Raw genomic sequence first — 21862 nt, 5'->3', positions numbered from 1 at the left:
TCAGACCTCCTGTGCGGCGTCGCGGAAGGCGGCAAGGTGGCGGGGCTGGGCCTCTGTGCCGTTGGCGCGCAGGAAGGCCTCGCGGAAGAGGGCCTCGGGGGTGGTGTCCGAGAGCGACAGCGGCGGCGGCGCGGCGGCGGTGTCATCGGTGCGGCGCACCCGCAGGCCGGCGGGGCGCAGCGGGCGTTCGGCCATCAATTGTTCCGCCTCGGCGATCAGCACCGAGGCGGGTCCGCAGGCCTCCAGCTCCAGGGCGACGAAGGGCTGCAGGCCCCGGGGGCAGGCGGGATCTGCCGCCAGCGCATCGAGCGCTGCCGGCAGATCGGCGCGCCCCAGCCGCCCGCGGGACGGCAGGCGGTGCAACGGCGCCGGGCGCGGGATCGGACGGTGGCGCTGCCCAATCTGCCCGTCCTGCAGATCGAGGATCGTGACGCCATGGTCATAGCCCGCCTCGGCGGCCGACAGGGGAAAGCACGACCCGCTGTAACGGATCCGCCCGCCATCAAGGCTCTGGGGCCGGTGCAGGTGCCCGAGCGCCACATAGGCAAAATCGGGCGGAAAGACATCCACCGGCACCGCATGTTCGCCACCGATCAGGATGTGGCGCTCGGCGCCCTCGGTTTCGGTGGCGCCGGTGCAATGCAGGTGCCCCATGGCGATCAGCGGCAGATCGCCCGCGCGGGCCCGCGCGCCATCGGCCATCATGGTATGGAAGCGGCGCACCGCCTCGACCACCGGCGAGCCGCGCTCGGCCTCGGCGGAAAGGCTCAGTCCCGGCAGGTCGGCGGCGCGCAGGAAGGGGATGGCGCAGACCTGGGCCACCACCTGCCCGTTTTCCCGCAGCGGCACCAGATGTGCGGCGACATCGACGCCGCCGTCGGCCAAACGCCTGAGCGTGCCGAAGACATGCACGTCAAGCCCCTCCAGCACCGCCCGGGGCGCCTCCAGCCGGCCGGCCGGATCGTGGTTGCCAGAGGTCATCACCGTCACCAGCCCGGGCCGTGCCTCGCGGAAGCCCCGCAGCGCGGAATAAAGCAGCCGCTGCGCCTCGCCCGAGGGGTTGATGCCGTCGAAGACGTCGCCCGCCACAAGCAGCACGTCGATCTCCTCCTCGACCAGCACCGCCGTCAGCCGCTCAAGCCACAGCGCATGTTCCGCCTCGCGGCTCCAGCCGTTCAGGGTCTGGCCAATATGCCAGTCCGCCGTGTGAAGAATGCGCATCCCGCCCCCGCCTTGCCCCGAACCCCCGTTATGCCCAAGGCCCGCCCCGGATGCCAGATCCCCTCCCCATTCATCTTTCCGCAAATATGCCGGGGGTGAACTGGGGCCCGCAGGGCCTCAGGAGGGGGCAGAGCCCCCTGCCGCCGCCTGCCACGCGGCCTCGGCCCAGGTCTTCAGCTGCAACGCCTCCCGCCAGCGGTCCGACATCTCGCGCCCGTCGGGGCCGGTGATGGCGTAATCGGGCGGGCCCAGTTCGCACAGGAAGATGCAATCCTCCCCGGGATGACGCTGCTGCCAGCCCGCGAACCCTTCCTGCCACCAGGCGCGGAACTGCGCGACCCAGCCGGCATTCTGCGGGAAATCCAGCGCCAGCTGGATCTGCTGGCGGCTGGCGACCCGGCCCTGGAAACTTTCCGAACGCGCCAGCAACCGCGAGACATGCCCGGCCGTGTCCGGCGTCAGCGGCAGGTCCATCTCTCGCCCCGTGACGTAATGCGACAGGTCGGCGCACAGCTGCATCTCGGGGATCGCGTCCAGCAGGCACAGCGTCGCGAACATGTCGTTGGTGATGCAGTTGCGGTGCGTTTCGAACAGCACCGGCATCCCCTCGGCCTGTGACATCTCGATCCAGGCGCGGATCACCGGGATCATGCCCGCGACGCTCAGCGGCATGACCTGGCCGATCACCACCACGAAGGGCGCGTCGTGCTTTTTTGCCAGCCGCAGCGTGGGACGCAGCGCCTCGATGGTCCGGGGGAAGTCGACGAAGAAGGGACGCAGACCCGCGCGGCGCATCATCGGCAGCACTTGCAGGATCTCCGCGTGCGGGGTGGCGCCGAAATCCAGCGCCATGCCGGCGAAACCGGCATCCGCCACCTGTTCCACCACCGCCTCGTAGGGCAGGATCGTGCCGCTGGCATCATGGGGCCGCATCGACCACAGCGCCTGGTAGACCTGAAGCGCGCTCATTCCGCGGGCACCCGCAGCGTGCCGCGGCCGCGCGGCACCACCCAGACCTCGTTCATCGGATAGTCGTCCTCGTTCCCGCGCGACAGCTTGCGGATCACCTCGATCTGGAACTCGATCCAGCCCATCCGCCAGACCGGGCCGGCGCTGGCCTCGATGCGCGCATTCAGCGCCTTCAGCTGCCAGAACGGCACGGCGGGAAAGACATGGTGCGCGGTGTGATAGGGCATCTGCCAGCACAGCCACCGCATCAGCGCATTGGTGCGGGTGGAACGGGTGTTTTCCAGGATGTTGTCCTCGTGGCTCAGGCCCAGGTGCTCGATGGTGTTCTGCAGCTGGTGGACGGGTTTCGTCAGCACCATCGGCAGGATCCAGAAGGTCAGCCAGGCCCAGTTGCCGAAGGCCAGCGACCCCAGCAGGACCGCCAGATAGAGGCCCAGGTGGATGCGGCTTTCGCGGATGATCTTCGCCTCTTCCTCGGGGCGGATGTAGGGTTCGACGATGATGCCGCGGGCGCGCCGGATCAGCCCCGCCACCCGGTTGCGCCAGTAGCTGAGGCCCGACAGCCACAGCAGGTAGCTGCTCAGCGTATAGGGTTCGCGCACCAGTTCGCCGTCACGCTCCCAGTCCTGGGTCCAGCGGTGATGGGCGAAATGCTGCACCTGATCATAGTCGCGCGGAAAGATCATGACAAAGCCCACGATCCGGCCCCAGACCTCGTTCAGGCGCTTCGTGGCAAAGACCGTGCCATGCGACAGCTCGTGCTGGGCAGCATAGAGGAAATTCACCAAGACCCCCAGCACCGCGCCTGTCAGCAGCACCCAAGGGGTGCCCATCGCCAGCCAATGCGCGAAGGCCGCCAGCGCGATCGCCCCCAGATGGCTGCCCAGTTGCCGCCATCCCCGCGCATCCGATCGCTGCGTCAGCCGGTGCAGCTCGGCCGGGTCCAGCAGTTTGCGGCGCGAAAAGCTCGCCTCCATCGGTCGTCCTCCTGAAGATTTCGGTCAGGGTAATCTTTCAGGATTTGCAGGACTATTGACATTTTTGGGCCGAAAAGATGCAATTGATACATGAATATCCCGCCGCTTCCCGCCCTGCAGCTTCTGGATGCGCTGGAGCGTAGCGGATCGCTGCGCGCCGCCGCCGATGAGGTCCACCTGAGCCAGAGCGCCGTCAGCCACAAGTTGCGCGCGCTGGAGGCGCGGCTGGGCTTTGCGGTGACGCGCGCGCAGGGGCGCGGCGTGGTGCTGACGCCCGAGGCGCTGCGCTATCTTGCGGGGGTGCGGCCGGCGCTGGCGCTGCTGCGCGATGCGCACCGGGCGCTGGATGCACCCGAGGGCGCACTCAGCATTGCGGCCTGTTCGGGGCTGGCGGCCTGCTGGCTGGCGCCGCGGCTGGGCGGTTTCCGGGCGCTGTTCCCGGGGATCGAGCTGACGCTGGCCAGCTTTGCCCTGACCGAACTGCCGCCGCCTGCGGATCTGGGCCTGTTCTTCACCGATGCGCCGCCGCCGGGGGCGGAACTTCTGGTGGATGTGACCTTCTTTCCGGTCTGCAGCCCGGATCTGATGTACGAGGGCGCGGGCCTGACCGGGGCCGGGCTGCGCGGCGACCAGTTGCTGCATCTGGACGCAGGCGCCGACTGGGCGCGCTGGCTGGCCGCGGCGGGCCTGCCCCCGCCCGAGGGGCCGGGGCTGCGCTTTACCGGGTTGCTGGCGATGTATGCGGCCGCCGAGGCGGGGCTGGGGATCTGCCTGGGCGACAGCCTGACGGCGGCGCGGGCGCTGGCGACGGGCCGTCTGGTGCGCCCCTTCGGCGCCGAGATCCCGACGCCCGCGCGCTACTGGATCGTGGCGCCGCCCGGCGGGTTGTCGGCCCCGGCGCGCGCCTTCGCCGACTGGCTGAAGGACGAGATGGCCCCCGATCGCCGCCGAGTGGCTGCGCCGCTGCCGGGCCAGGGCGCCTGCGGATAGGGGGGCGGGCCTGCCGGAGCCTTCGGCGGCGGGGCGCCGGTTGGCGCCTCCTGAAGGCTTTGTGAGCGGATGAGAGCATTTGTCCTCTCGACCCGGGGGCCCGGGACGGGCATGCGGGACGCGGATAATCGGGCTGCAAACCGACCGAAACGAAAGGATCTTTCATGCCGCGACTGCTGATCGCCCTGCCGCTTCTGGGCCTGCTTGCCGCCTGTGCTGCGGGGCCGCGTACCGACATCACCCAGTTGACCCCGGCGGAATCCCAGGCGCTGTTTGCCACCGGTGATGCGGCGATGCAGGCGCATGACTACCGCGCGGCGCTGCGCGCCTATCTGCCCGCGGCGCAGTCCGGCAATGCGGCGGCGCAGGCCAAGCTGGCGCAGATGTACCGCACCGGCTGGGGGGTGCGCGCGAATCCCAGGCTGGCGCGGCAATGGGCCGACAAGGCGGCGATGAAGAGCGAGCCTTCGGCGATGCTGACGCTGGGGATCCTCTATGCCACCGGCCAGGGGGGCGAGAAGGATCTGGACCGCGCCGCCGAATGGCTGCGGCTGGCGGATGGCCATGGCCAGAAGGGGGCGGCGCTGTACCTTGGGCGGATCGCCCGCAGCCAGGGCAAGGCGCAGACCGCGCTGGCCTATTTCCGCGAGGCCGCCGACCAGGGCGATCTGGGCGGCATGATGGCCCTGGGCCACGCCTATGCCACCGGCGCGGGCACGGCGCAGGACTTTGCCCAGGCGGCGCTGTGGTATGGCAAGGTGGCCGAGCACCGCGATGTCTCGGGGGTGCCGGGGATGGTGGCGCTGGCCGATCTCTACCAGAAGGGCCTCGGGGTCGAGCAGGACGACGCCACCGCCCAGACCCTTTACGCCGCCGCCGCCCAGCTGGGCGACAAGACGGCGAAAAAGGCGCTGGCGCAGATGCAGGGCGCCATCTGAGGGCCCGGGGGGGCGGCCATCGGCAAGCCGCCGCCCCCCGACCCGCCCCCTGTCCGAAGGTCGCAGATGGCGGACATTCCCCGGGCGCGCGGGACGGGCTATCCTTCCCGCCGGGAGGACTTCGACGATGATGAATTCAAGACATGCCGACCGCGTGATGCAGACCGCCGCCGATCCCGGCGCTGCCGCCCGGTCGCGGCTGGCGGCGTCCTGGCGCCGCTCTCTCGATCATTACGGGCTGGATCCGGCGCAGCGGGGCGACGTCCAGCGCCTGACCGAAGGCGCCCTGGCCGAGGCCCGCGCCCGTTCGGCCGCCATCATGCGCACCGCCGGGCCGCGGCTGGATGCGCTGTACCAGCTGGTCGGCGCCTCGGGCTGTGCGGTGCTGCTGACGGATGCGCGCGGGCTGGTCATCGACCAGCGCTGCTCGGCGGGCGACAGCCGGGTGTTCGACCGCTGGGGCCTGTGCCCGGGATCGGACTGGTCCGAGGCCTCGGAGGGGACCAACGGCATCGGCACCTGCATCGCCGAGGCCCGTCGCGTCATCGTCCACCGCGACGAACATTTCCACGCCCGCAACATCGCCATGAGCTGCATGGACGCGCCGATCTTCGGCCCCGAGGGAGAGCTGATCGGCGCGCTTGACGTGTCCTCGGCCCGCGCCGACCAGACCGAGGGCTTCAACCGGCTGATCGCCGCCATGGTCGCCCAGACCGCCCGCCAGATCGAGGCCGATACCTTCCGCGCGGCCTTCCCCGGTGCCCGCATCATCGTCGGCGATCATGACGATACCGAGGCCGCCGTGCTGCTGGCGGTGGATCAGGACGACATCGTGCAGGGCGCCACGCGGGGTGCGCGCCGTGCCTTCGGGCTGGTGGCGGATGGCCCGATGCCGGGGCTGCCGGCCTCGGACCTGCTGGGCCGCGAGGATGGCCCGACGGGATTCGAACGGGCGCAGCGCGCGGCGGTGAACCGGGCGCTGGCGCGCGCCAACGGCAATGTCTCGGAGGCGGCGCGGACGCTGGGCGTCGGGCGCGCGACCCTTTATCGCCGGATGAAACGGCTGGGAATTCACTGAAGCGGCCCCCACCTGTCTCGCGGCTGAGACAGGTGCGGCCCCCGATCCGCCGGACCCCCGGTGACAACCGCCCCGCCAGATCCCATCCTGAAAGCATACCGGTGGAGGACCGGCAGACTTCAGGAGGATCCCATGAACGAGATGACCCAGGTCGGCGTCGAATACGTTTCGCCCTTCAAGACCCGCTACGACAACTTCATCGGCGGCAAGTTCGTCGCCCCGGTGAAGGGTCAGTACTTCGACAACATCACCCCCATCACCGGCGAAGTCGTCTGCGAAGTCGCACGCTCGAGCGCCGAGGACGTAGAGCTGGCGCTGGACGCCGCCCATGCCGCCCGCGAAACCTGGGGCAAGACCTCGGCCGCGGAGCGTTCGAACATCCTGCTCAAGATCGCCGACCGCCTCGAGGAGAACCTCGAGCTGATCGCGACCGCCGAGACCTGGGACAACGGCAAGCCGATCCGCGAGACCATGGCCGCCGACATCCCGCTGTCGGTCGACCACTTCCGCTATTTCGCCGGTGTGCTGCGGTCCCAGGAAGGGACCATGTCGGAAATCGACAACGACACCGTCGCCTACCACTTCCACGAACCGCTGGGCGTCGTCGGCCAGATCATCCCGTGGAACTTCTCGGTGCTGATGGCGGCGTGGAAACTGGCGCCGGCGCTGGCTGCGGGCAACTGCATCGTGCTGAAACCCGCCGAACAGACCCCGGCCGCGATCATGGTGCTGGCCGATTGCATCGCCGACCTGCTGCCGCCGGGCGTGCTGAACATCGTCAACGGCTATGGCGCCGAAGTGGGCGGGCCGCTCGCCAAGAGCCCCCGCATCGCCAAGATCGCCTTCACCGGCTCGACCGAAACCGGCCGCATCATCATGCAGGCCGCGACCGAGAACCTGATCCCCGTCACGCTGGAACTGGGCGGCAAGTCGCCGAACATCTTCTTCAGCGACGTGATGGCCGAGGATGACGCCTTCCTCGACAAGGCGGTCGAGGGCTTTGTCCTCTTTGCCTTCAACCAGGGCGAGGTCTGCACCTGCCCGTCCCGCGCGCTGATCCAGGAAGACATCTACGAAGAGTTCATCAAGCGCTGCATCGCCCGCGTCGAGGCGATCAAGCGCGGCGATCCGCGCGACATCAACACCATGGTGGGGGCGCAGGCCTCGAAGGAACAGCAGGACAAGATCCTGTCCTACCTGACCATCGGTGTCGAAGAGGGCGCCCAGGTGCTGACCGGCGGCAAGGCTGCCTCGGTCGAGGGTCTGGACGGCGGCTATTACATCGAGCCGACGATCCTGAAGGGCCACAACAAGATGCGCGTCTTCCAGGAAGAGATCTTTGGCCCGGTGGTTTCGGTCACCACCTTCAAGGACGAGGCCGAGGCGCTGGCGATCGCCAATGACACGATGTACGGCCTTGGCGCCGGTGTCTGGACCCGCGACGGCACCCGCGCCTACCGCTTTGGCCGCGAGATCGAGGCCGGCCGTGTCTGGATCAACAACTACCACGCCTACCCGGCCCATGCGGCCTTCGGGGGCTACAAACAGTCGGGCATCGGCCGCGAGACCCACAAGATGATGCTCGATCACTACCAGCAGACCAAGAATATGCTGGTCAGCTACAACCCCAACAAGCTCGGTTTCTTCTGACCCATCCCTCCTCGGAAACCCGGGCTGACTGCCGGCCTCTCCTCCCCAAACTTGGGGCCGGCAGTCCCTAGACAGGATCCCCCAGGACCCGTGGCCCCCGATCCCTCCGGGGGATCAAGGGCTCCCGGGGGGACCTTCGTCAACTGGATCCTTCGGGATCTGCTGGGGATCCTCGGCGGTGCCGCGTTCCAGCGTGCCGCCGGGGATCCCCTTTCTTTTGCGCGCGATTTCCAGGATCGGGGGCGGCTTGCAGCCCGATGGCAAGGGCCGAAGGCATGGCCGGGGCAGCGGGCGTCGGCAGCGTTTCCCGCCGCGCGGCATGCGGGGACGCCCGGCGGGCAGATCCGCCTGGACCCGGGCATGGTGTTTGCGGCGCAGGCTGAGGATCGGACCGGCGGGGATCGGATCTGTAAGGGTCCGTATCAGGGATGGGCAAGAGCGCTGCCCTTTCGCGATATCCCGCCCCGTCCTTTTGCGCAGGTCAGGCCGGATGGGCCAGCCCCTCCAGCCGCGGCGCCAGGCGCGACAGGGTGGCCAGGGCCGGGGCGGGGCGGTCCTCGATCCGGGCGATGCGGTGCAGGGCCAGGGTGCAGGCGCGGCGGTCGCGGGGCGACAGGTCGGCGCGCGCCAGGGCCGCATGAAGCTGCAGCACGGCCTGTCCGACCTGCAACGCCTGCAGGCCTTCGGCGATCGCGGCCTCGGGGCGCTGCCCGGCGCGCGCGCCCAGCCGCATCAGCCGCAGCGTCCGGTGATAGAGCCGCGCCTGCCAGACCCGCCGGTGGTGCAGTGCGCCCGGGTCGCGGGCAAAGGCCGCCAGGTCGTGGCGGGTCATCCGGGTCAGTGTGTTCAGGCGGCGGTCCAGATGGGCGGGGAAGACGAAGCGGTACATCCCCCAGGCGCAGAGCGGCGCCATGATCACCCCCAGCCCCGCCATCAGCGATTGCGCCGGGCTGCCGGTCAGCGGGAAATGCGGCTGCAGGGTCAGCAGGAAGACCATGTTGTAGTCAAAGCTGATCGCCGAGGCCCGGCTGTGCGCCGCCACCAGCGCCCCCGCCAGGATGAAGGGGAACATCATCACGATGATCTCGGCCTCGGAGGTGGCATGGGGCCAGACCAGCCAGCGGCAGGCCAGCATGGCGGCAACGCCGGTGCACTGGCCCATGGCGACATTGGGCATCATCCGCACCGGGCTGTCGAAGGTCGAGAAAAGCGAGATCATCACCGACAGCCCCAGCATCATGATGTTGCCCGCCGCCCAGCCGGTGCCCTGCCAAAGGCTGCCGACCAGCAGCAGTGCTGCGAAGGCGCGCAGGCCCGCCTCGCGCGCGCCGACCCAGTCGCGGTGCAGGATGACGGGGGGATGCGGGTGGGGGGCGGCGTCTGTATCGGTCTCCAGCCCCGCCAGCGCCGCGCGCAGGTCCTGCAGCGCCTCGGCGGTCGGGGCATCGGCCAGCTGTTCGGCCGCCTGCAGCCGCGACAGCGCCTCGGGCAGGGCGCCATTGCGCAGGGCCAGGGCCGCCTGGTGCAGCAGGGCGGGGGCGCAGGGGCGGTCAGGCAGCAGCAGCGCCACCGCCGAAATCAGCACCGCCCGCACCGCCCGGATCCGCGCGCGCGAGCGCAGCGAACCTGCCGCATGGGGATCAAGCCCCTCTTCGATCAGCGCGATGCGCTCCAGCAGGGCGGCGCGGCCGGGGCTGTCGGGCGTCGCCAGATGCGCCAGCACGTCGGCCGCCAGATCGCGCGCCCGGGCCCGCAGCCCCACCGCCGCATCGAGGCGCCGGGCAAAGGCCAGCCCCACCAGCGTCGCCACCAGCACCCCCGTCAGCACCGTCAGCACCCGGTCGATGCCGATGGCCCAGACGTGTTCGGGGCGGCCGATGTCGATCAGGCAGACCATGGCGGCGGTATAGCCCGCCAGCACCGTGCCATAGGCGGTGAAGCCGCGCAGCAGGTTGCAGACCGCGGTGCAGGCCGCCACCCACAGCGCCAGCCCGAGGACCAGCGCCATGGGCTCCCACCGGTAAAGGTGCACCAGCCCCACGCCCACCAGCGCCCCCAGCACGCTGCCCAGAAAGCGGAACAGGCTTTTTTCCAGCAGTTGCCCCCGCAGCGGCTGCGAGGCCGCCCAGACCGACATTGCCGCCCATTGCGGATGTTGCAGCCCCAGCATCCAGCCCAGCCACAGCGCCAGGCAGGCGGCCAGCGCCGTGCGCCCGGCAAAGGCCAGCTTGCCGGGCCCGTAGCCCAGCCGGTTCAGGAAGGCGGTCATGTCCGTGTGCTCCGGTCGGTGGCGTGGATGCGGGCCTCGATCCGGTCAAAGCCTTCGATCATGCGGCTCAGGGTGGCGTCGTCGACATCGGCCAGCAGAAGGTCCTCGATCTGCTGCAGCCCGGCGCGGATGCGGGCCACTTCGGCGCGTCCCAGATCGGTCAGCAGGATGCGCCGGGCGCGGCGGTCGGCGGGATCGACCTGACGGCGGATCAGACGGCGCGCCTCCAGCAGGTCCAGCAGCCGCACCAGGCTTGAGGCATCCAGCGCCACGCGCTCGGCCAGCTCGGCCTGGCTGACATCATCGCCGCCAAGGGCAAGGTTGACCAGCGGCCCCCAGGTCGCATCGGTCAGCCCCGATTGCGCCAGGTCGTGGTCCAGCATCCGGCGCCACTGGCGCGCGACGGTGACCAGCCGATAGCCGATCTGGCTGCGGGGCGTTTCCTGCATGGATGGAGACTCAAATAGTTTGGATTGCCATCTATCTAGCCGCACCCCGTCCTTGCGGCAAGTCCCTTCATGCGGGTGCGCCCCGGCATCAGCACCGGGGCGCACAAGGGAGGGTCAGATGTCGTTCAGCAGCGAGGGATCGAACATGCCGGCATCGACCTTGATGCCGACGCTGTGCAGCGTCTCGAGGGTATTGGCGATCCAAGTATCGCTCATCGAGAAGACGCCGCCCGGGGCGGTCATCAGCCCGACCTGGATCTGCGAATGGAAGGCGGTCATCTGGGGCGTGTAGCCATTGCCCTTGAACCAGCTGTCGCCCCAGCCCTGGGCGGCCTTGCCGGGGGCCTTGAATTCGGCTTCCCAGCCCTGGCGCGAGGCCCGCAGGAAGCCCACCAGATCGGCGCGGCGCGTCTTCAGCGTCTCTTCGGTGACGCAGACCAGGTTCTGGCCATAGATCAGCCCGGCATCCGAAAACAGGATGTAGCCCGCCTTCTTGCCCGCCGCCTGGCCGATCACATAGGGCATCGAGGTCATGAAATCGATCACCGCATCCACCTGGCCCAGCACCAGCGGCGTCGGGTCGAAGGTGTAGGGCACGATCCTGACCGAGGCCGCATCGACGCCCGCATGCTGCAGCAGCAGGTGGAACAGCTCCAGGTTCAGAGCGGGGCAGGCGACGGTGCGCCCGGCCAGATCCGCGACCGAGGTGATTCCGCTGTCTTCCAGAAAGATCACCGCATCGGGGCTTTTCTGGAACTGCGCGCCGATGACCTTGAAGGGGGCGCCCTTCTCGATCGCCTGGGCGGTTTCCGGCGGCGAGGTCAGCGCCACATCCGCCTTGCCGGTCAGCAGCGCGGCCTGCGGGATCACGTCCGGCCCGCCGGGGATATAGTCGATCGACAGCCCCTGCGCGGCATAGAGGCCCTGCTCCATCGCGATGTAATAGCCGTTGAATTCCGGGTCGTTGACCCAGATCGCCTGCAGCGACAGGGACCGGGTGGCGGCCCGGGCGGGCAGGGCTGCGGCAGCAAGGGCACCAAGGGCGGAGGCGCCGAAGGCGCGGCGGGACATCAGGCTCATGTCGGGATCCTGCGGAAAGGGAAGGGGCGGCTCGGGATAACTTGATAACCCGTGCGTGATAACTTGTTCTTCTGTGCACGAAACGCTAGGGGGAGTGCAAGATCCCTTCATTCCGGTCCCCCCTTCATGCGTGTTCTGCGATCCCTTCTGCCGGTGCTGGCGGTGCTTCTGCTGTGGCAGGGGCTGGGGATGGCCGTGCCTGCGGCGCGGCTGATCCTGTCGACGCCCTGGGCCATCGCGGGGGGCCTGTGGGCGGATGGGGGGCTCTTCGTGCTGCATGGCGGGGCGACGCTGGGGATCGCGCTGCGGGGGCTGGGGCTGGGCGGCGGGATGGCGCTGCTGGCGGCGCTGGCCTTCTGCCGCTGGCCGCGGCTGGAGGCCGCGCTGCGGGGGGTGAACATCGTCCTTTATACCGCGCCCGCGATCGTGGTGGGCCCGCTGCTGGTACTGGTCTTGCGGGGCGATGCGCCGCAGGTGCTGCTGTCGGCGCTGATGGTCTATTTCCCGGCCATGACGACGGCGCTGGCGGGGCTGCGGCAGGTCGATCCGCGGCTGGCGGATCTGGTGGCGGTGCATGGCGGCACCGAGGGCACCCTGCTGCGCCATGTCCGGCTGCGGGGCGCGCTGCCGCAGCTTCTGGCCGCCCTGAGGGTCGCCGCACCGCTGGCGGTGCTGGGGGCGGTGCTGGGGGAATTCGGCTCGGGGACGCGGCAGGGCTTGGGGGCCTTCCTGCTGTCGGCGCTGGCGCAGGGCAACCCGGCGCGGCTGTGGGGGATCGCGCTGGTGACGGCGGCGATGGGGCTGGGGGGCTACCTGGTCTTCCTGTGGCCGGCGCGGCGGCTGGTGCCGCGCGACGGCAAGGCGCTGCTGCTGCCGCCGCAGGCGCGGGGCTGGGGGCTGGGGGCTGGTCGCGGTGGCGCTGCCGGTGCTGCTGTGGGCGCTGCTGCCACGGCTGGCGCATCTGCCGGCGCTGATCGCCCCGGGGCCGGGGGCGGTGCTGGCGTTTTTGGCGGGCCCCGAGGCCACGCCCCTGTGGCGGGCGCTGGCGCAGACGCTGCCGGTGGCGGGGCTGGGGATGCTGGCGGGGCTTGCGCTGGCCAGTGCGCTGGCGGCGCTGTCGGTGCTGGCGCCGGGGCTGGCGCGGGCGCTGCTGCCGCCGGCGCTGCTGGTGCAGAACACGCCGCTGATCGCCATGGTGCCCTTCGTGGTGCTGGTCTTTGGCCGGGGCCTTGCGGCGGAGGTCTTTCTGGCGGTGCTGGTGGTCTTCTTTCCCGCCTATGTGGTGCTGGCGCAGGCCTTCCGCGATCTGCCGGGGGCGGCGCGCGACCTGCTGGCGGTCTATGGCGGCACGCGGTTGCAGCTGCTGCGCCATGTCGCCTGGCCCGCTGCACGTCCGGCGCTGTTCACCGCCGCCCGGCTGGTCGCGCCGATGGCGCTGCTGGGGGTGATGGTGGCGCAATGGCTGGTCAGCGGCCTGGGGCTGGGCCATCTGCTGGATGCCGCGCGCGGCCGGATGGATTACGACACCGTCTGGGGCGGCGCGCTGCTGTCGGTGCTGGCCTCGGCGCTGGTCCACGAAGCGGTGGCCTGGCTGGAGCGCCGCGCCCGCGCGATCTGCTGAGCCCGCAGGCGTCACGCCCCCATCGCGGGCCCATCGCGCGATCGTCAGAGCCTTTCCGCTGCTTCCCCCGCAAGGGCTATTCCAATTCTTCACGCTCAGGTGTCATGGTGGCGGTAACTGCACGACCAAAGGGATATCGGGGACAACGTGGGCACCGGAGTTAGAATAAGGGACGCGACCTTCGCCACGGCGCTGGCGCTGATGATCGGATGGGTGCTGTGGGTCGGCCAGCCGGTGCTGGTGCCGGTGCTGGCGGCGCTGATCTCGGTCTATGTGCTGTCGGCGGCGGCCTCGGCGATGGAGCGCGTGCCGCTGCTGGGCCGCCTGCCACCCTGGGCGCGGCGCGCGCTGGTGCTGGTGCTGTTCGCGCTGGCGGTTGTGCTGTTCTTCATCCTGGTGATCAACAACCTCAGCCAGGTGGCCTCGGCCCTGCCGAAATACGAGGCCAACCTTGAGGCGCTGATCACCCAGCTGGCCGGCATGGCCGGGATCGAGGACCAGCCGACATGGGAGAACATCCGCCGCGCCACCTTCGACCGGATCAACTTTGGCTCTTATATCACGCCGGCGCTGCTGTCGCTGCGGGGGCTGGGGGCGATGCTGTTCCTGGTGGTCCTTTATGCGGCCTTCTTCATGGCCGAACGCGGCGTGCTGGCGCAGAAGGTCGTCATCGCCATGGGCGGCGAGGCCGAGGGCAGCCGCGCCCTGGACCTGCTGGGCCGGATCAACGAACGCATCGGCGGCTACCTTCTGGTCAAGACCACGCTGAACGGCATCCTGGGGGCGATCTCCTATGCGGTGCTGCTGCTGCTGGGCATCGAATTCGCCCTGTTCTGGAGCGTGCTGATCGCCTTCCTGAACTACATCCCCTACATCGGCTCGCTGGTGGGGGTGGTGTTCCCGGTGCTGCTCAGCCTCGCGCAGTTCGGCGACATCTGGATGTCGGTGCTGGTGCTGGTCAGCCTGACCATCGCGCAGATGTTCGTCGGCGCCTATCTGGAACCGCGCATGATGGGGCGGGCCTTCAACCTGTCGCCCTTCGTGGTGCTGCTGGCCCTCGCCGTCTGGAGCACGATCTGGGGCATCGCGGGGGCGGTGCTGGCGGTGCCGATGACCGCCTCGATGGTCCTCGTCTTCGCCGAGATCAAGGCGACCCGGCCGGTGGCGGTCATGCTGTCGGGCACCGGCCGCGTCTGAGGCCGGTTGACTGAGGGGAAAGCGGGCAGTTTGTCCGCCTTCCCGATCCTTTTACCGCCGAAATCCGTTGCAGGACTGGTCAGATGCCCGGGCGGCCTACACTCTTCCCAAAGGGGTACGGCGGCAGGAGGGCACCGCTCATGGGATATGCATCGGATATCGGCGGTACGCGCCATGTGTTCGCCTCGTTGAAGACGCTGCTGGCGAAGGCCAGTCCGGAACGCTCCGGGGACCAGCGGGCGGGGCTGGCGGCCTCGGGTCCGGTCGAGCGTCTGGCGGCGCAGATGGCGCTGGCCGATGTGCCGCTGCGCGCCTTTCTGGCCGAGGACATCCTGGGCGTCGAGGGCGACGAGGTCACGGCGCTGATCTTTGCCCGCCACGATCCTGCCGCCTTCGCCCCCATCGCCGCGCTGACGGTGGGCGAGTTCCGCGACTGGTTGCTGGATCCCTGCACCGACAGCGAGCGGCTGAAGGCGATCCGCCAGGGCCTGACCCCCGAGATAGTGGCGGCGGTGTCCAAGATCATGCGCCTGCAGGATCTGGTGGCGGTGGCGGCCAAGGTGCGGGTGGTGACGCGGTTCCGCAGCACGCTGGGGCTGCCGGGGCGGATGGCGACGCGCAACCAGCCCAACCATCCCGCCGATGACAGCCGCGGCATTCTGGCGGCGGCGGTCGACGGGCTGATGCTGGGGACGGGGGATGCGGTGATCGGGGTCAACCCGGCCTCGGACCGGCTGGAGGATTACATCCGCATCGTCTCCCTGCTGGAGGACCTGCGGCTGACGCTGGACATCCCGACGCAGCACTGCTGCCTGGGGCCTGCCGCCACCGCTCTGCGCGCGATCGAGGCGGGCGCGCCGGTGGATCTGGTCTTTCAGACCATCACCGGATCGCAGCAGGCCAATGCCGCCCTGGGGTTCGATCTGGCGCAGCTGCGCGAGGCCCGCGAGGCGGCGCTGTCGCTGAACCGCGGCCCCGCGGGATCGAACGTGATGTATTTCGAAACCGGCCAGGGCGCGGCCCTGTCGGCCCAGGCGCATCACGGCATGGACCAGCAGACCATGGAAACCCGCGCCTATGCGCTGGCCCGCGCGCTGGACCCGCTGCTGGTGAATTCGGTCCTGGGGATCATCGGGCCGGAATGCCTGTTCAACGGCAAGCAGATCATCCGCGCGGGGCTCGAGGATCATTTCTGCGGCAAGCTGCTGGGCCTGCCGATGGGGATCGACGTGTGCTGCACCAGCCATGCCGATGCCGATCAGGAGGACATGGACAGCCTGCTGATCTCGTTGGTGGGGGCGGGGGTGAATTTCGTCATCACGGTGCCGGGCGCCGATGACATCTCGCTGACCTATCAAAGCCTGTCGGCCCATGATGCGGTCTTTGTCCGCGAGACGCTGCACCGCCCTCCGGCGCCGGAATTCGAGGACTGGCTGGTCAGCATGGGGGTGATGGATTGCGGCGGCCGCACCAGCGACGGGGCGGAACTGCTGCAACGGCTGGCGGGCGTGCCGCTGCTGGAGGCTGCCCAGTGACCGATCCAGTGATCGGCCCGCTGTCCGAGCGGCTGCGGCAGCTGACGGTGGCGCGGGTGGCGCTTGGCCGGTCGGGGGGCGGGGTGCCGACGCGGGCGGCGCTGGCCTTTGCGCTCGATCAGGCCCGCGCCCGCGAGGCGGTCTGGTCGGCGCTGGATGTCGCGGCCTTGCGGCAGGCACTGGCCGCCTATCCGCTGAGCGAGGTCTTCAGTGCCGCGCCCGACCGAGCCACCTATCTGCGCCGCCCGGATCTGGGGCGGCAGCTGGCGGGCCCGGGGCCGGATGTTTCGGGCGAGGATCTGGTGATCGTGCTGGCGGACGGTCTGTCGGCGGCGGCGGTGACGGCGCAGGCGCCGGGTCTGGTGCACGGGCTTCAGGCGGGGCGCGCGCATCCGGCGCCGGTGGTGCTGGCGCATCAGGCGCGGGTGGATCTGGGTGAACGCATCGCCGCCGGGGCGGGCGCCGTGCTGGTGCTGATCGGCGAGCGCCCGGGGCCTTCGGCGGCCGACAGCCTGGGCGCCTATCTGACCTGGGGTCCGGGGCTTGAGGCACCGCGCCGGCTTTGCCTGTCGAACATCCGCCCCGGCGGTCTGGATCCGGCCGAGGCCGCCCTGCGCCTGGCGGCGCATCTGGGCGGTGAACGGGTCGTGAAAATGCCGGGCCGCGGGGGGACCGCGCCCGGCATCGTGTAAGGCAGCCCCCCCTTGCGGGAGGGCCGGGAGATCAGAACTTCTTGGTCAGAGCGACGTTGAAGGTGCGCGGCTCGCCACGGAAGTTGAACACCGTCGTGCTGCCGACGCGGGTGTAATAGGCCTTGTCAAAGACGTTATCCACGCCCACTTCCAGCGTCAGGTCGTTCTGGAAGTGCTTTTGCGCCATCAGGTCGACCACGCCGTAGCCCGGGGCCTCGATGCCGTTCGACGAGAACGACGACATCGTGGTCCAGCGCCCGCCGAAGGTCCAGTTGGCGAACATGCCCTCGGTCACGTCATAGGCGGCCTGCAGCTTCAGCATGTGCTCGGGCGTGTAGGTCGAGAACCGCTCGCCCGCATCATCGCCGTTCAGGTATTCGGTATGGGTGTAGGTATAGCCCGCCGACAGGTGCAGGTTCGGCGTCGCCTCGCCCGACAGCGTCAGCTCGACACCTTTGGATTCCACCTTGCCCTCGGCCACGTAGTAGTCGTCGACGGAGGTGGCGCGGTTCACTTCGCGCAGGTCGAAGATCGCGGCCGAGACGTTCAGCCCCGAGGCCAGCTGTGCCTTCACGCCGGTTTCGAACTGCTTGCCCTCGACCGGGTCCAGCAGCTTGCCGTTGGCATCGGTGTAGGACTGCGGAATGAAGATCTCGGAGTAGCTGGCATAAAGCGTGGTGCCGGGCGTCAGGTCATAGGTCACGCCGGCGAAGGGGGTGACGTGGTGCTGGACGTCATAGCTGGACACCGTGGTGCTGCCGGTCGACAGCGTGGTGACCGAGGACGTGCCTTCGTACCAGCTCAGGCGCGCGCCGCCGATGAAGGTCAGCCGTTCGACAGGCGACAGGCGCAGCTGCGAATAGAGGCCCTTCGAGGTCGTGTCGGTGACGGTGCGGCTGGTGTAGCTGACGGTGGGGGCAGCGACGGCCGAGGCATCCCAGTTGTTCAGGTCGAACGTCCCCGAGATGACGCCCGTCGCCGAATACATCGTGCTGTCGACCTTCTGGTAGTCGGCGCCGACGATGGCGTTGCCGGCCCAGCTGCCCAGCGAGAACGGCGCCTCGATATGGGCATCAAGGGCGGTGCTTTCCTGGTGGAAGTCGCGCGCCAGCCAGCGCAGCGACGACACGGTGTTGTCCGAGGACGCAGCCGAGCCCGCATAGCCGTAAAGGAAGGTCGCATCCTGCACCGAGCGGCGCATCGACACCTTCATCGTGGCGCCATTGTCGAACTTGTGTTCGGCCGCAAGGACGTAGTCGTTGGTGTTGTTCTCGAAGTTGTTCCAGTCCATCACCGTGGTGGCGGAACTGTCGGTCCAGATCAGCGAGCCGTCGGAATAGGTGGGCAGGCCGTTGTAGGGGGTGATGTCGCGTTCCATGTGGCTGATCGAGAAGGTCAGCTTGGTGTCGGGCGTCACGTCCCAGGCGACGGTACCGTACAGCGACTTGACCCCGTTGGTCACGCCATCGACCCAGCTGTCGCCGTCGCCATAGGCTGCCACGAAGCGCCCGCGCAGGGTGCCGTCGGCGTTCAGCTTGCTGGAGATGTCGAATTCGCCGCGCTTCTGGCCGTTGCTGTCGTAGGACGCCTTGGCATAGCCCGTCATCTCGGTCGCATCGGCCTGCTTGAGGCGCATGTTGATGGCGCCCGCCGGTTCCCCGGTGCCGATGAACAGGCCCGCCGGGCCCTTCAGAACCTCGACGTGATCGACGATCGACAGGTCCGGCTGGGTCCCGTAGATCGAGCTGACCGGCGCCGGCAGGCCGTCGTAGTAGAGGTAGTCGAATTCGTAACCGCGCGAATAGATCGACGAACGCCCGACGTTGTTGTTCAGGATCATGATGCCGGGGGTGTCGTTCAGCGCATCTTCAAGGGCGGTGTAGTTGCCGTCCTCGATCTGCTTGCGGGTCACCACGGCGGTGGATTGCGGCACCTTGCGGGCCTCCATCGCGGCCTTCTCGCCGACCGAGACCAGATCCGAGGTATAGCTGTTTGTGCCCTCGGTCTCGTAGCTCGATCCCTTGATTGCGATGGCGTCGAGGTCGATCACATCCTGGGCAAGGGCCGGGCTGGCCAGTGCCGTGGTGGCCAGCAGCAGGCCGAGCGTGTGTCGCGTAAAGGCGGGCATGTCTTCACTGATCCTTGAATATCCGAGTGTTTCAGTCGATCATTAGGGCGCCAGCCTTCCGCCAGCCAGCGGCCGACCTTCGCGGTGCGGTCAAAAACGTTCGTCAGACGGTCAGATCGGGAAAGTGTGAAGCCATGGTGGGGCAGGCGGGAAGGGACCTCGTGCGGGAAGCCGCCGGGGGACGCAGCGGCATCGGCGGGATGTTGCAGATGCCGGGACTGTGTTCCGAGGTGAGCCTGCTGCCCTCGGGTCTGCTGCTGGAGCGCCTCTGGGGGGCGCCGCGCGCCCGGGTGAATGTGGGGCTGACGCGGGCGCCGGGCGTGGCGCTGCATCTGGTGCTAGAGGGGCGGATGGGGGCGGCGGTCGATGGCGTGCCGCTGGATCTGTCGCGCCAGACGGGGCGGCCGCCGCGGGTGATCTTCAGCGCGCTTGGTGTCGCGACGCCGGCGCGGCGGCAGATGCGGGCGGGCCAGGCGGTGCGGATGATCAGCCTGCATCTGGGCTGGGACTGGCTGGCGCTGCGCGGCCTGCAGCGCGAGGCGGTGCTGGGCGGGCGCCTGCACCGCTGCGAAAGCTGGCTGGCCGCGCCCGGCGATGTGACCCGGGCCGAGGCGCTGTTTGCGGCGCCGCAGGGCCTGCTGCTGCAGGAGGCGCTGGCGCTGTCGCTGCTGGCGCAGGCCGCCGACAGCCTTGCCGCCACGCCGCAGGGGCTGAAGGCGGCCGACCGCGACCGGCTGCACCGGATGGAGGCCCTGGCGACCCGCCCCGGCCCCCTGCCCACCCCGGAAGAGATCGCCGCCGCCGGCAACATGAGCGTATCGTCGATGCAGCGCCTGTTCCGCCGCGCCCATGACCGTCCGGCGCTGGCCTGGATGCGCGAGGCCCGCCTGCAGCAGGCCGCCCGCGCCCTGCAGGCGGGCCAGCCCGTGGCCGAGGCCGCGCGGATCGCGGGCTATGCGACCCCCACCGCCTTTGCCACCGCCTTCCGGGCGTTCAGCGGCATGGCGCCATCGCGCTATGCCGCCGGGGCCTGATCAGTCGGTGCTGGATTTCTGCCACAGGTTCATGCCCAGATCCTGGGCGTGGCGGTCGATCTCGGCCAGCTCCGCGTCCTGGAAATCCAGCCGCGCGCAGGCATCGAGGTTCTCGTCCAGCTGGCGCAGGCTGGAGGCCCCGATCAGCGCCGAGGTCACGACCGGCTTGCGCAGCACCCAGGCCAGCGCCATCTGCGCCAGCGTCTGGCCGCGCGCCTCGGCGATGGCGGTCAGGGCGCGGATGCGGGCAAAGGTGTCCTCGTTCAGGAAGGAAGGCCGCAGCGATCCATCCTGCGCCGCGCGCGATCCTTCGGGGATGCCGTTCAGGTAGCGCGTCGTCAGCAGCCCCTGCGCCAGCGGCGAGAAGGCGATGATCCCCAGGCCCAGATCCGCGCAGGTGTCGGTCAGCCCGTCCTCGATCCAGCGGTTGAACATCGAATAGCTGGGCTGATGGATCAGCATCGGCGTGCCCATGGATTTCAGGATCGCCACGGCTTCGCGGGTGCGGGCGGGGGAATAGCTGGAAATCCCGGCATAGAGCGCCTTGCCCGAGCGCACCGCCTGATCCAGCGCCCCCATGGTTTCCTCAAGCGGGGTGTCGGGGTCGAAGCGGTGCGAATAGAAGATATCGACGTAATCCAGACCCATCCGCGTCAGCGACTGGTCGAGGCTGGCCAGCAGGTATTTGCGCGATCCCCATTGGCCATAGGGGCCGGGCCACATGTCGTAGCCCGCCTTGGTCGAGATCACCATCTCGTCGCGGTAGGGGCGGAAATCCTCGGCCAGGATGCGGCCAAAGTTGATCTCGGCGCTGCCGGCGGGGGGGCCATAGTTGTTGGCCAGGTCGAAATGGGTGACGCCGCGGTCGAAGGCGCGGCGCAGGATGGCGCGCTGCACCTCAAGCGTGCGGTCATCGCCAAAGTTTTGCCACAGCCCCAGCGAGATCGCCGGCAGCTGCAGCCCGCTGCGGCCGGTGCGGCGGTAGGGCATGGTGTCATAGCGGGTGGCTTCGGCGCCATAGGGTGTGGTCATCGTCGTTCCTGTCCTGTTCCGGCCATTTGTGTGGCCGTGGCGGGGCGGCGTCAACCCTTGGGTGTCAGTCCATAGCCTTCAACCCTCGGGCGGCAGGTCGCGGCGCAGGGTCTCGATCAGCAGGGCCAGGGCGCGGGACGGCGGGCGGCCCTCGGGCCAGACCAGATAGTAGTGCCCCTGCGCCGGGGCATAGTCGGGCCAGGCGGGCACCAGGCGCCCGGCGGCAAAGGCGGGTTCGGCCAGGTAATCGGGCAGCAGCGCCAGGCCAAAGCCCAGGGCGGCGGCCTCGGCCAGGTTCGAGAACTGGTCGAACAGCATCCCCCGCAGCCCCTCGGCGCTGGTGCCACGGCTTTCGAACCAGTCCTCCCAGGCGCCGGGGCGGCTGCTGAGGTGCAGCAGCGGCCGGCTGAGCAGCGCCGCCGCATCACCCTGCGCCTGCGGCACTTGCCCGGGCGCGCCGCAGGGGATCAGCCGTTCCCCCGCCAGCGGCAGATAGGCCATCCCCGGCCAGTCGCGCAGCCCGAAATGCACTGCCGCATCGACGCCCTCGCGCGGCAGGTCGAAGGGGGCAAGCCGGGTGGTCAGCGCCAGCGTGATCCCCGGATGCGCGGCCGAGAACGCCCCCAGCCGCGGCGCCAGCCAGTGCATCCCGAAGGCTGGCCGGATCGCGATGGCCAGGCTGGTGCGGGCGCCCGCGGCGCGGATCTTCAGCCCCGCCCGCGCCAGGTCCTGCAGGCTGTCGCGCACCGCGCGGGCGTAATCGGCGCCGCCCTCGGTCAGCACCAGCCCCTTGCCCTGGCGCTGGAACAGCACCACCCCCAGCTGGTCCTGCAGCACCTTCAGCTGGCGGCTGACGGCTGAATGCGTCAGCGCCAGGTCCTCGGCCGCCGCCGTCACCGATCCCAGCCGGTCGATGGCCTCCAATGCCAGCAGCGACGGCATCGAGGGCAGAAAACGTCTGGGCGCCAACATGTGAGTTTTCCTTGGATGTCTGTGACGAAT

Annotated in this window: 18 protein-coding genes and 1 pseudogene; 10 read left to right on the top strand and 9 right to left on the bottom strand. The window is 69.5% G+C overall.

The features are described from left to right. The 3 genes from AC2ITM_RS17310 to AC2ITM_RS17300 all read right to left on the bottom strand — a co-directional run bounded on the left by AC2ITM_RS17310 (position 1) and on the right by AC2ITM_RS17300 (position 3167). Complete coding sequence (locus AC2ITM_RS17310; protein ID WP_486469690.1) at positions 1-1221, bottom strand: exonuclease SbcCD subunit D C-terminal domain-containing protein; 1221 nt, start codon at positions 1219-1221, stop codon at positions 1-3. A gap of 117 nt (positions 1222-1338) precedes the next feature. Beyond that, entirely contained in the window at positions 1339-2190 is an 852-nt protein-coding gene (locus AC2ITM_RS17305; protein ID WP_486469689.1) for a sugar phosphate isomerase/epimerase family protein, read from the bottom strand. After that, positions 2187-3167: a fatty acid desaturase gene (locus AC2ITM_RS17300; RefSeq protein WP_486469688.1), complete on the bottom strand. Its 981-nt coding sequence runs from the start codon at positions 3165-3167 to the stop codon at positions 2187-2189. The genes AC2ITM_RS17305 and AC2ITM_RS17300 overlap by 4 nt, the downstream gene beginning before the upstream one ends. A gap of 90 nt (positions 3168-3257) precedes the next feature. Between AC2ITM_RS17300 and AC2ITM_RS17295 the strand changes: the two genes are divergently transcribed. The 4 genes from AC2ITM_RS17295 (at position 3258) to adh (ending at position 7823) form a co-directional block, all read left to right on the top strand. Further along, positions 3258-4157 (top strand): LysR substrate-binding domain-containing protein, encoded by a 900-nt coding sequence (locus AC2ITM_RS17295; RefSeq protein WP_486469687.1) that lies wholly within the window; start codon positions 3258-3260, stop codon positions 4155-4157. A gap of 164 nt (positions 4158-4321) precedes the next feature. Continuing rightward, positions 4322-5095, top strand: a complete 774-nt coding sequence (locus tag AC2ITM_RS17290) for a tetratricopeptide repeat protein (protein WP_486469686.1) — start codon at positions 4322-4324, stop codon at positions 5093-5095. A gap of 127 nt (positions 5096-5222) precedes the next feature. Beyond that, on the top strand, positions 5223-6173 hold the full coding sequence (locus AC2ITM_RS17285) for a GAF domain-containing protein (protein ID WP_486469685.1): 951 nt from the start codon (positions 5223-5225) through the stop codon (positions 6171-6173). A 132-nt stretch (positions 6174-6305) separates the two neighbouring features. Then, complete coding sequence (gene adh, locus AC2ITM_RS17280) at positions 6306-7823, top strand: aldehyde dehydrogenase (protein ID WP_486469684.1); 1518 nt, start codon at positions 6306-6308, stop codon at positions 7821-7823. A gap of 481 nt (positions 7824-8304) precedes the next feature. On the opposite strand, the gene AC2ITM_RS17275 is transcribed toward adh, so the two are convergent. From AC2ITM_RS17275 to AC2ITM_RS17265, 3 genes are all read right to left on the bottom strand, one after another. Continuing rightward, positions 8305-10092: an FUSC family protein gene (locus AC2ITM_RS17275; protein ID WP_486469683.1), complete on the bottom strand. Its 1788-nt coding sequence runs from the start codon at positions 10090-10092 to the stop codon at positions 8305-8307. Beyond that, on the bottom strand, positions 10089-10541 hold the full coding sequence (locus AC2ITM_RS17270; RefSeq protein ID WP_486469682.1) for a MarR family winged helix-turn-helix transcriptional regulator: 453 nt from the start codon (positions 10539-10541) through the stop codon (positions 10089-10091). The genes AC2ITM_RS17275 and AC2ITM_RS17270 overlap by 4 nt, the downstream gene beginning before the upstream one ends. A 114-nt stretch (positions 10542-10655) precedes the next feature. Further along, entirely contained in the window at positions 10656-11621 is a 966-nt protein-coding gene (locus AC2ITM_RS17265; protein WP_486469681.1) for an ABC transporter substrate-binding protein, read from the bottom strand. Between the two features lie 126 nt (positions 11622-11747). Here AC2ITM_RS17265 and AC2ITM_RS17260 point away from each other — a divergent pair. The 5 genes and pseudogenes from AC2ITM_RS17260 to AC2ITM_RS17240 all read left to right on the top strand — a co-directional run. Then, positions 11748-12413 (top strand): annotated as a pseudogene (locus AC2ITM_RS17260) (ABC transporter permease); the annotation flags it as partial. A 121-nt stretch (positions 12414-12534) separates the two neighbouring features. After that, on the top strand, positions 12535-13242 hold the full coding sequence (locus AC2ITM_RS17255) for an ABC transporter permease (protein WP_486469680.1): 708 nt from the start codon (positions 12535-12537) through the stop codon (positions 13240-13242). A 147-nt stretch (positions 13243-13389) separates the two neighbouring features. Next, complete coding sequence (locus AC2ITM_RS17250; protein WP_486469679.1) at positions 13390-14439, top strand: AI-2E family transporter; 1050 nt, start codon at positions 13390-13392, stop codon at positions 14437-14439. A gap of 140 nt (positions 14440-14579) precedes the next feature. Continuing rightward, positions 14580-15974, top strand: a complete 1395-nt coding sequence (gene eutB, locus AC2ITM_RS17245; RefSeq protein WP_486469678.1) for an ethanolamine ammonia-lyase subunit EutB — start codon at positions 14580-14582, stop codon at positions 15972-15974. Beyond that, complete coding sequence (locus AC2ITM_RS17240; protein ID WP_486469677.1) at positions 15971-16666, top strand: ethanolamine ammonia-lyase light chain EutC; 696 nt, start codon at positions 15971-15973, stop codon at positions 16664-16666. Before eutB ends, AC2ITM_RS17240 begins: the two co-directional genes overlap by 4 nt. 31 nt (positions 16667-16697) lie before the next feature. Here AC2ITM_RS17240 and AC2ITM_RS17235 read toward each other — a convergent pair whose 3' ends face one another. After that, entirely contained in the window at positions 16698-18794 is a 2097-nt protein-coding gene (locus AC2ITM_RS17235) for a TonB-dependent siderophore receptor (RefSeq protein ID WP_486469676.1), read from the bottom strand. Between the two features lie 209 nt (positions 18795-19003). On the opposite strand from AC2ITM_RS17235, the gene AC2ITM_RS17230 reads away from it, so the two are divergent. Then, the gene (locus AC2ITM_RS17230) at positions 19004-19828 is read left to right on the top strand and encodes a helix-turn-helix transcriptional regulator (protein ID WP_486469675.1); all 825 of its coding nucleotides are present in this window, start codon (positions 19004-19006) and stop codon (positions 19826-19828) included. On the opposite strand, the gene mgrA is transcribed toward AC2ITM_RS17230, so the two are convergent. Both mgrA and AC2ITM_RS17220 read right to left on the bottom strand, forming a co-directional pair. Further along, complete coding sequence (gene mgrA, locus AC2ITM_RS17225) at positions 19829-20860, bottom strand: L-glyceraldehyde 3-phosphate reductase (RefSeq protein ID WP_486469674.1); 1032 nt, start codon at positions 20858-20860, stop codon at positions 19829-19831. It abuts the gene before it with no gap. Between the two features lie 78 nt (positions 20861-20938). Then, positions 20939-21832 carry a LysR substrate-binding domain-containing protein gene (locus AC2ITM_RS17220; RefSeq protein ID WP_486469673.1) on the bottom strand — a complete coding sequence of 298 codons (894 nt, stop codon included), beginning with the start codon at positions 21830-21832 and terminating at the stop codon, positions 20939-20941. Positions 21833-21862: the final 30 nt, after the last annotated feature.

The organism is Pseudooceanicola sp. NS-SX9, assembly GCF_057380705.1.
The sequence above is the reverse complement of the archived record's forward strand: the minus strand, read 5'-3'. Positions and strand labels throughout refer to the sequence as shown.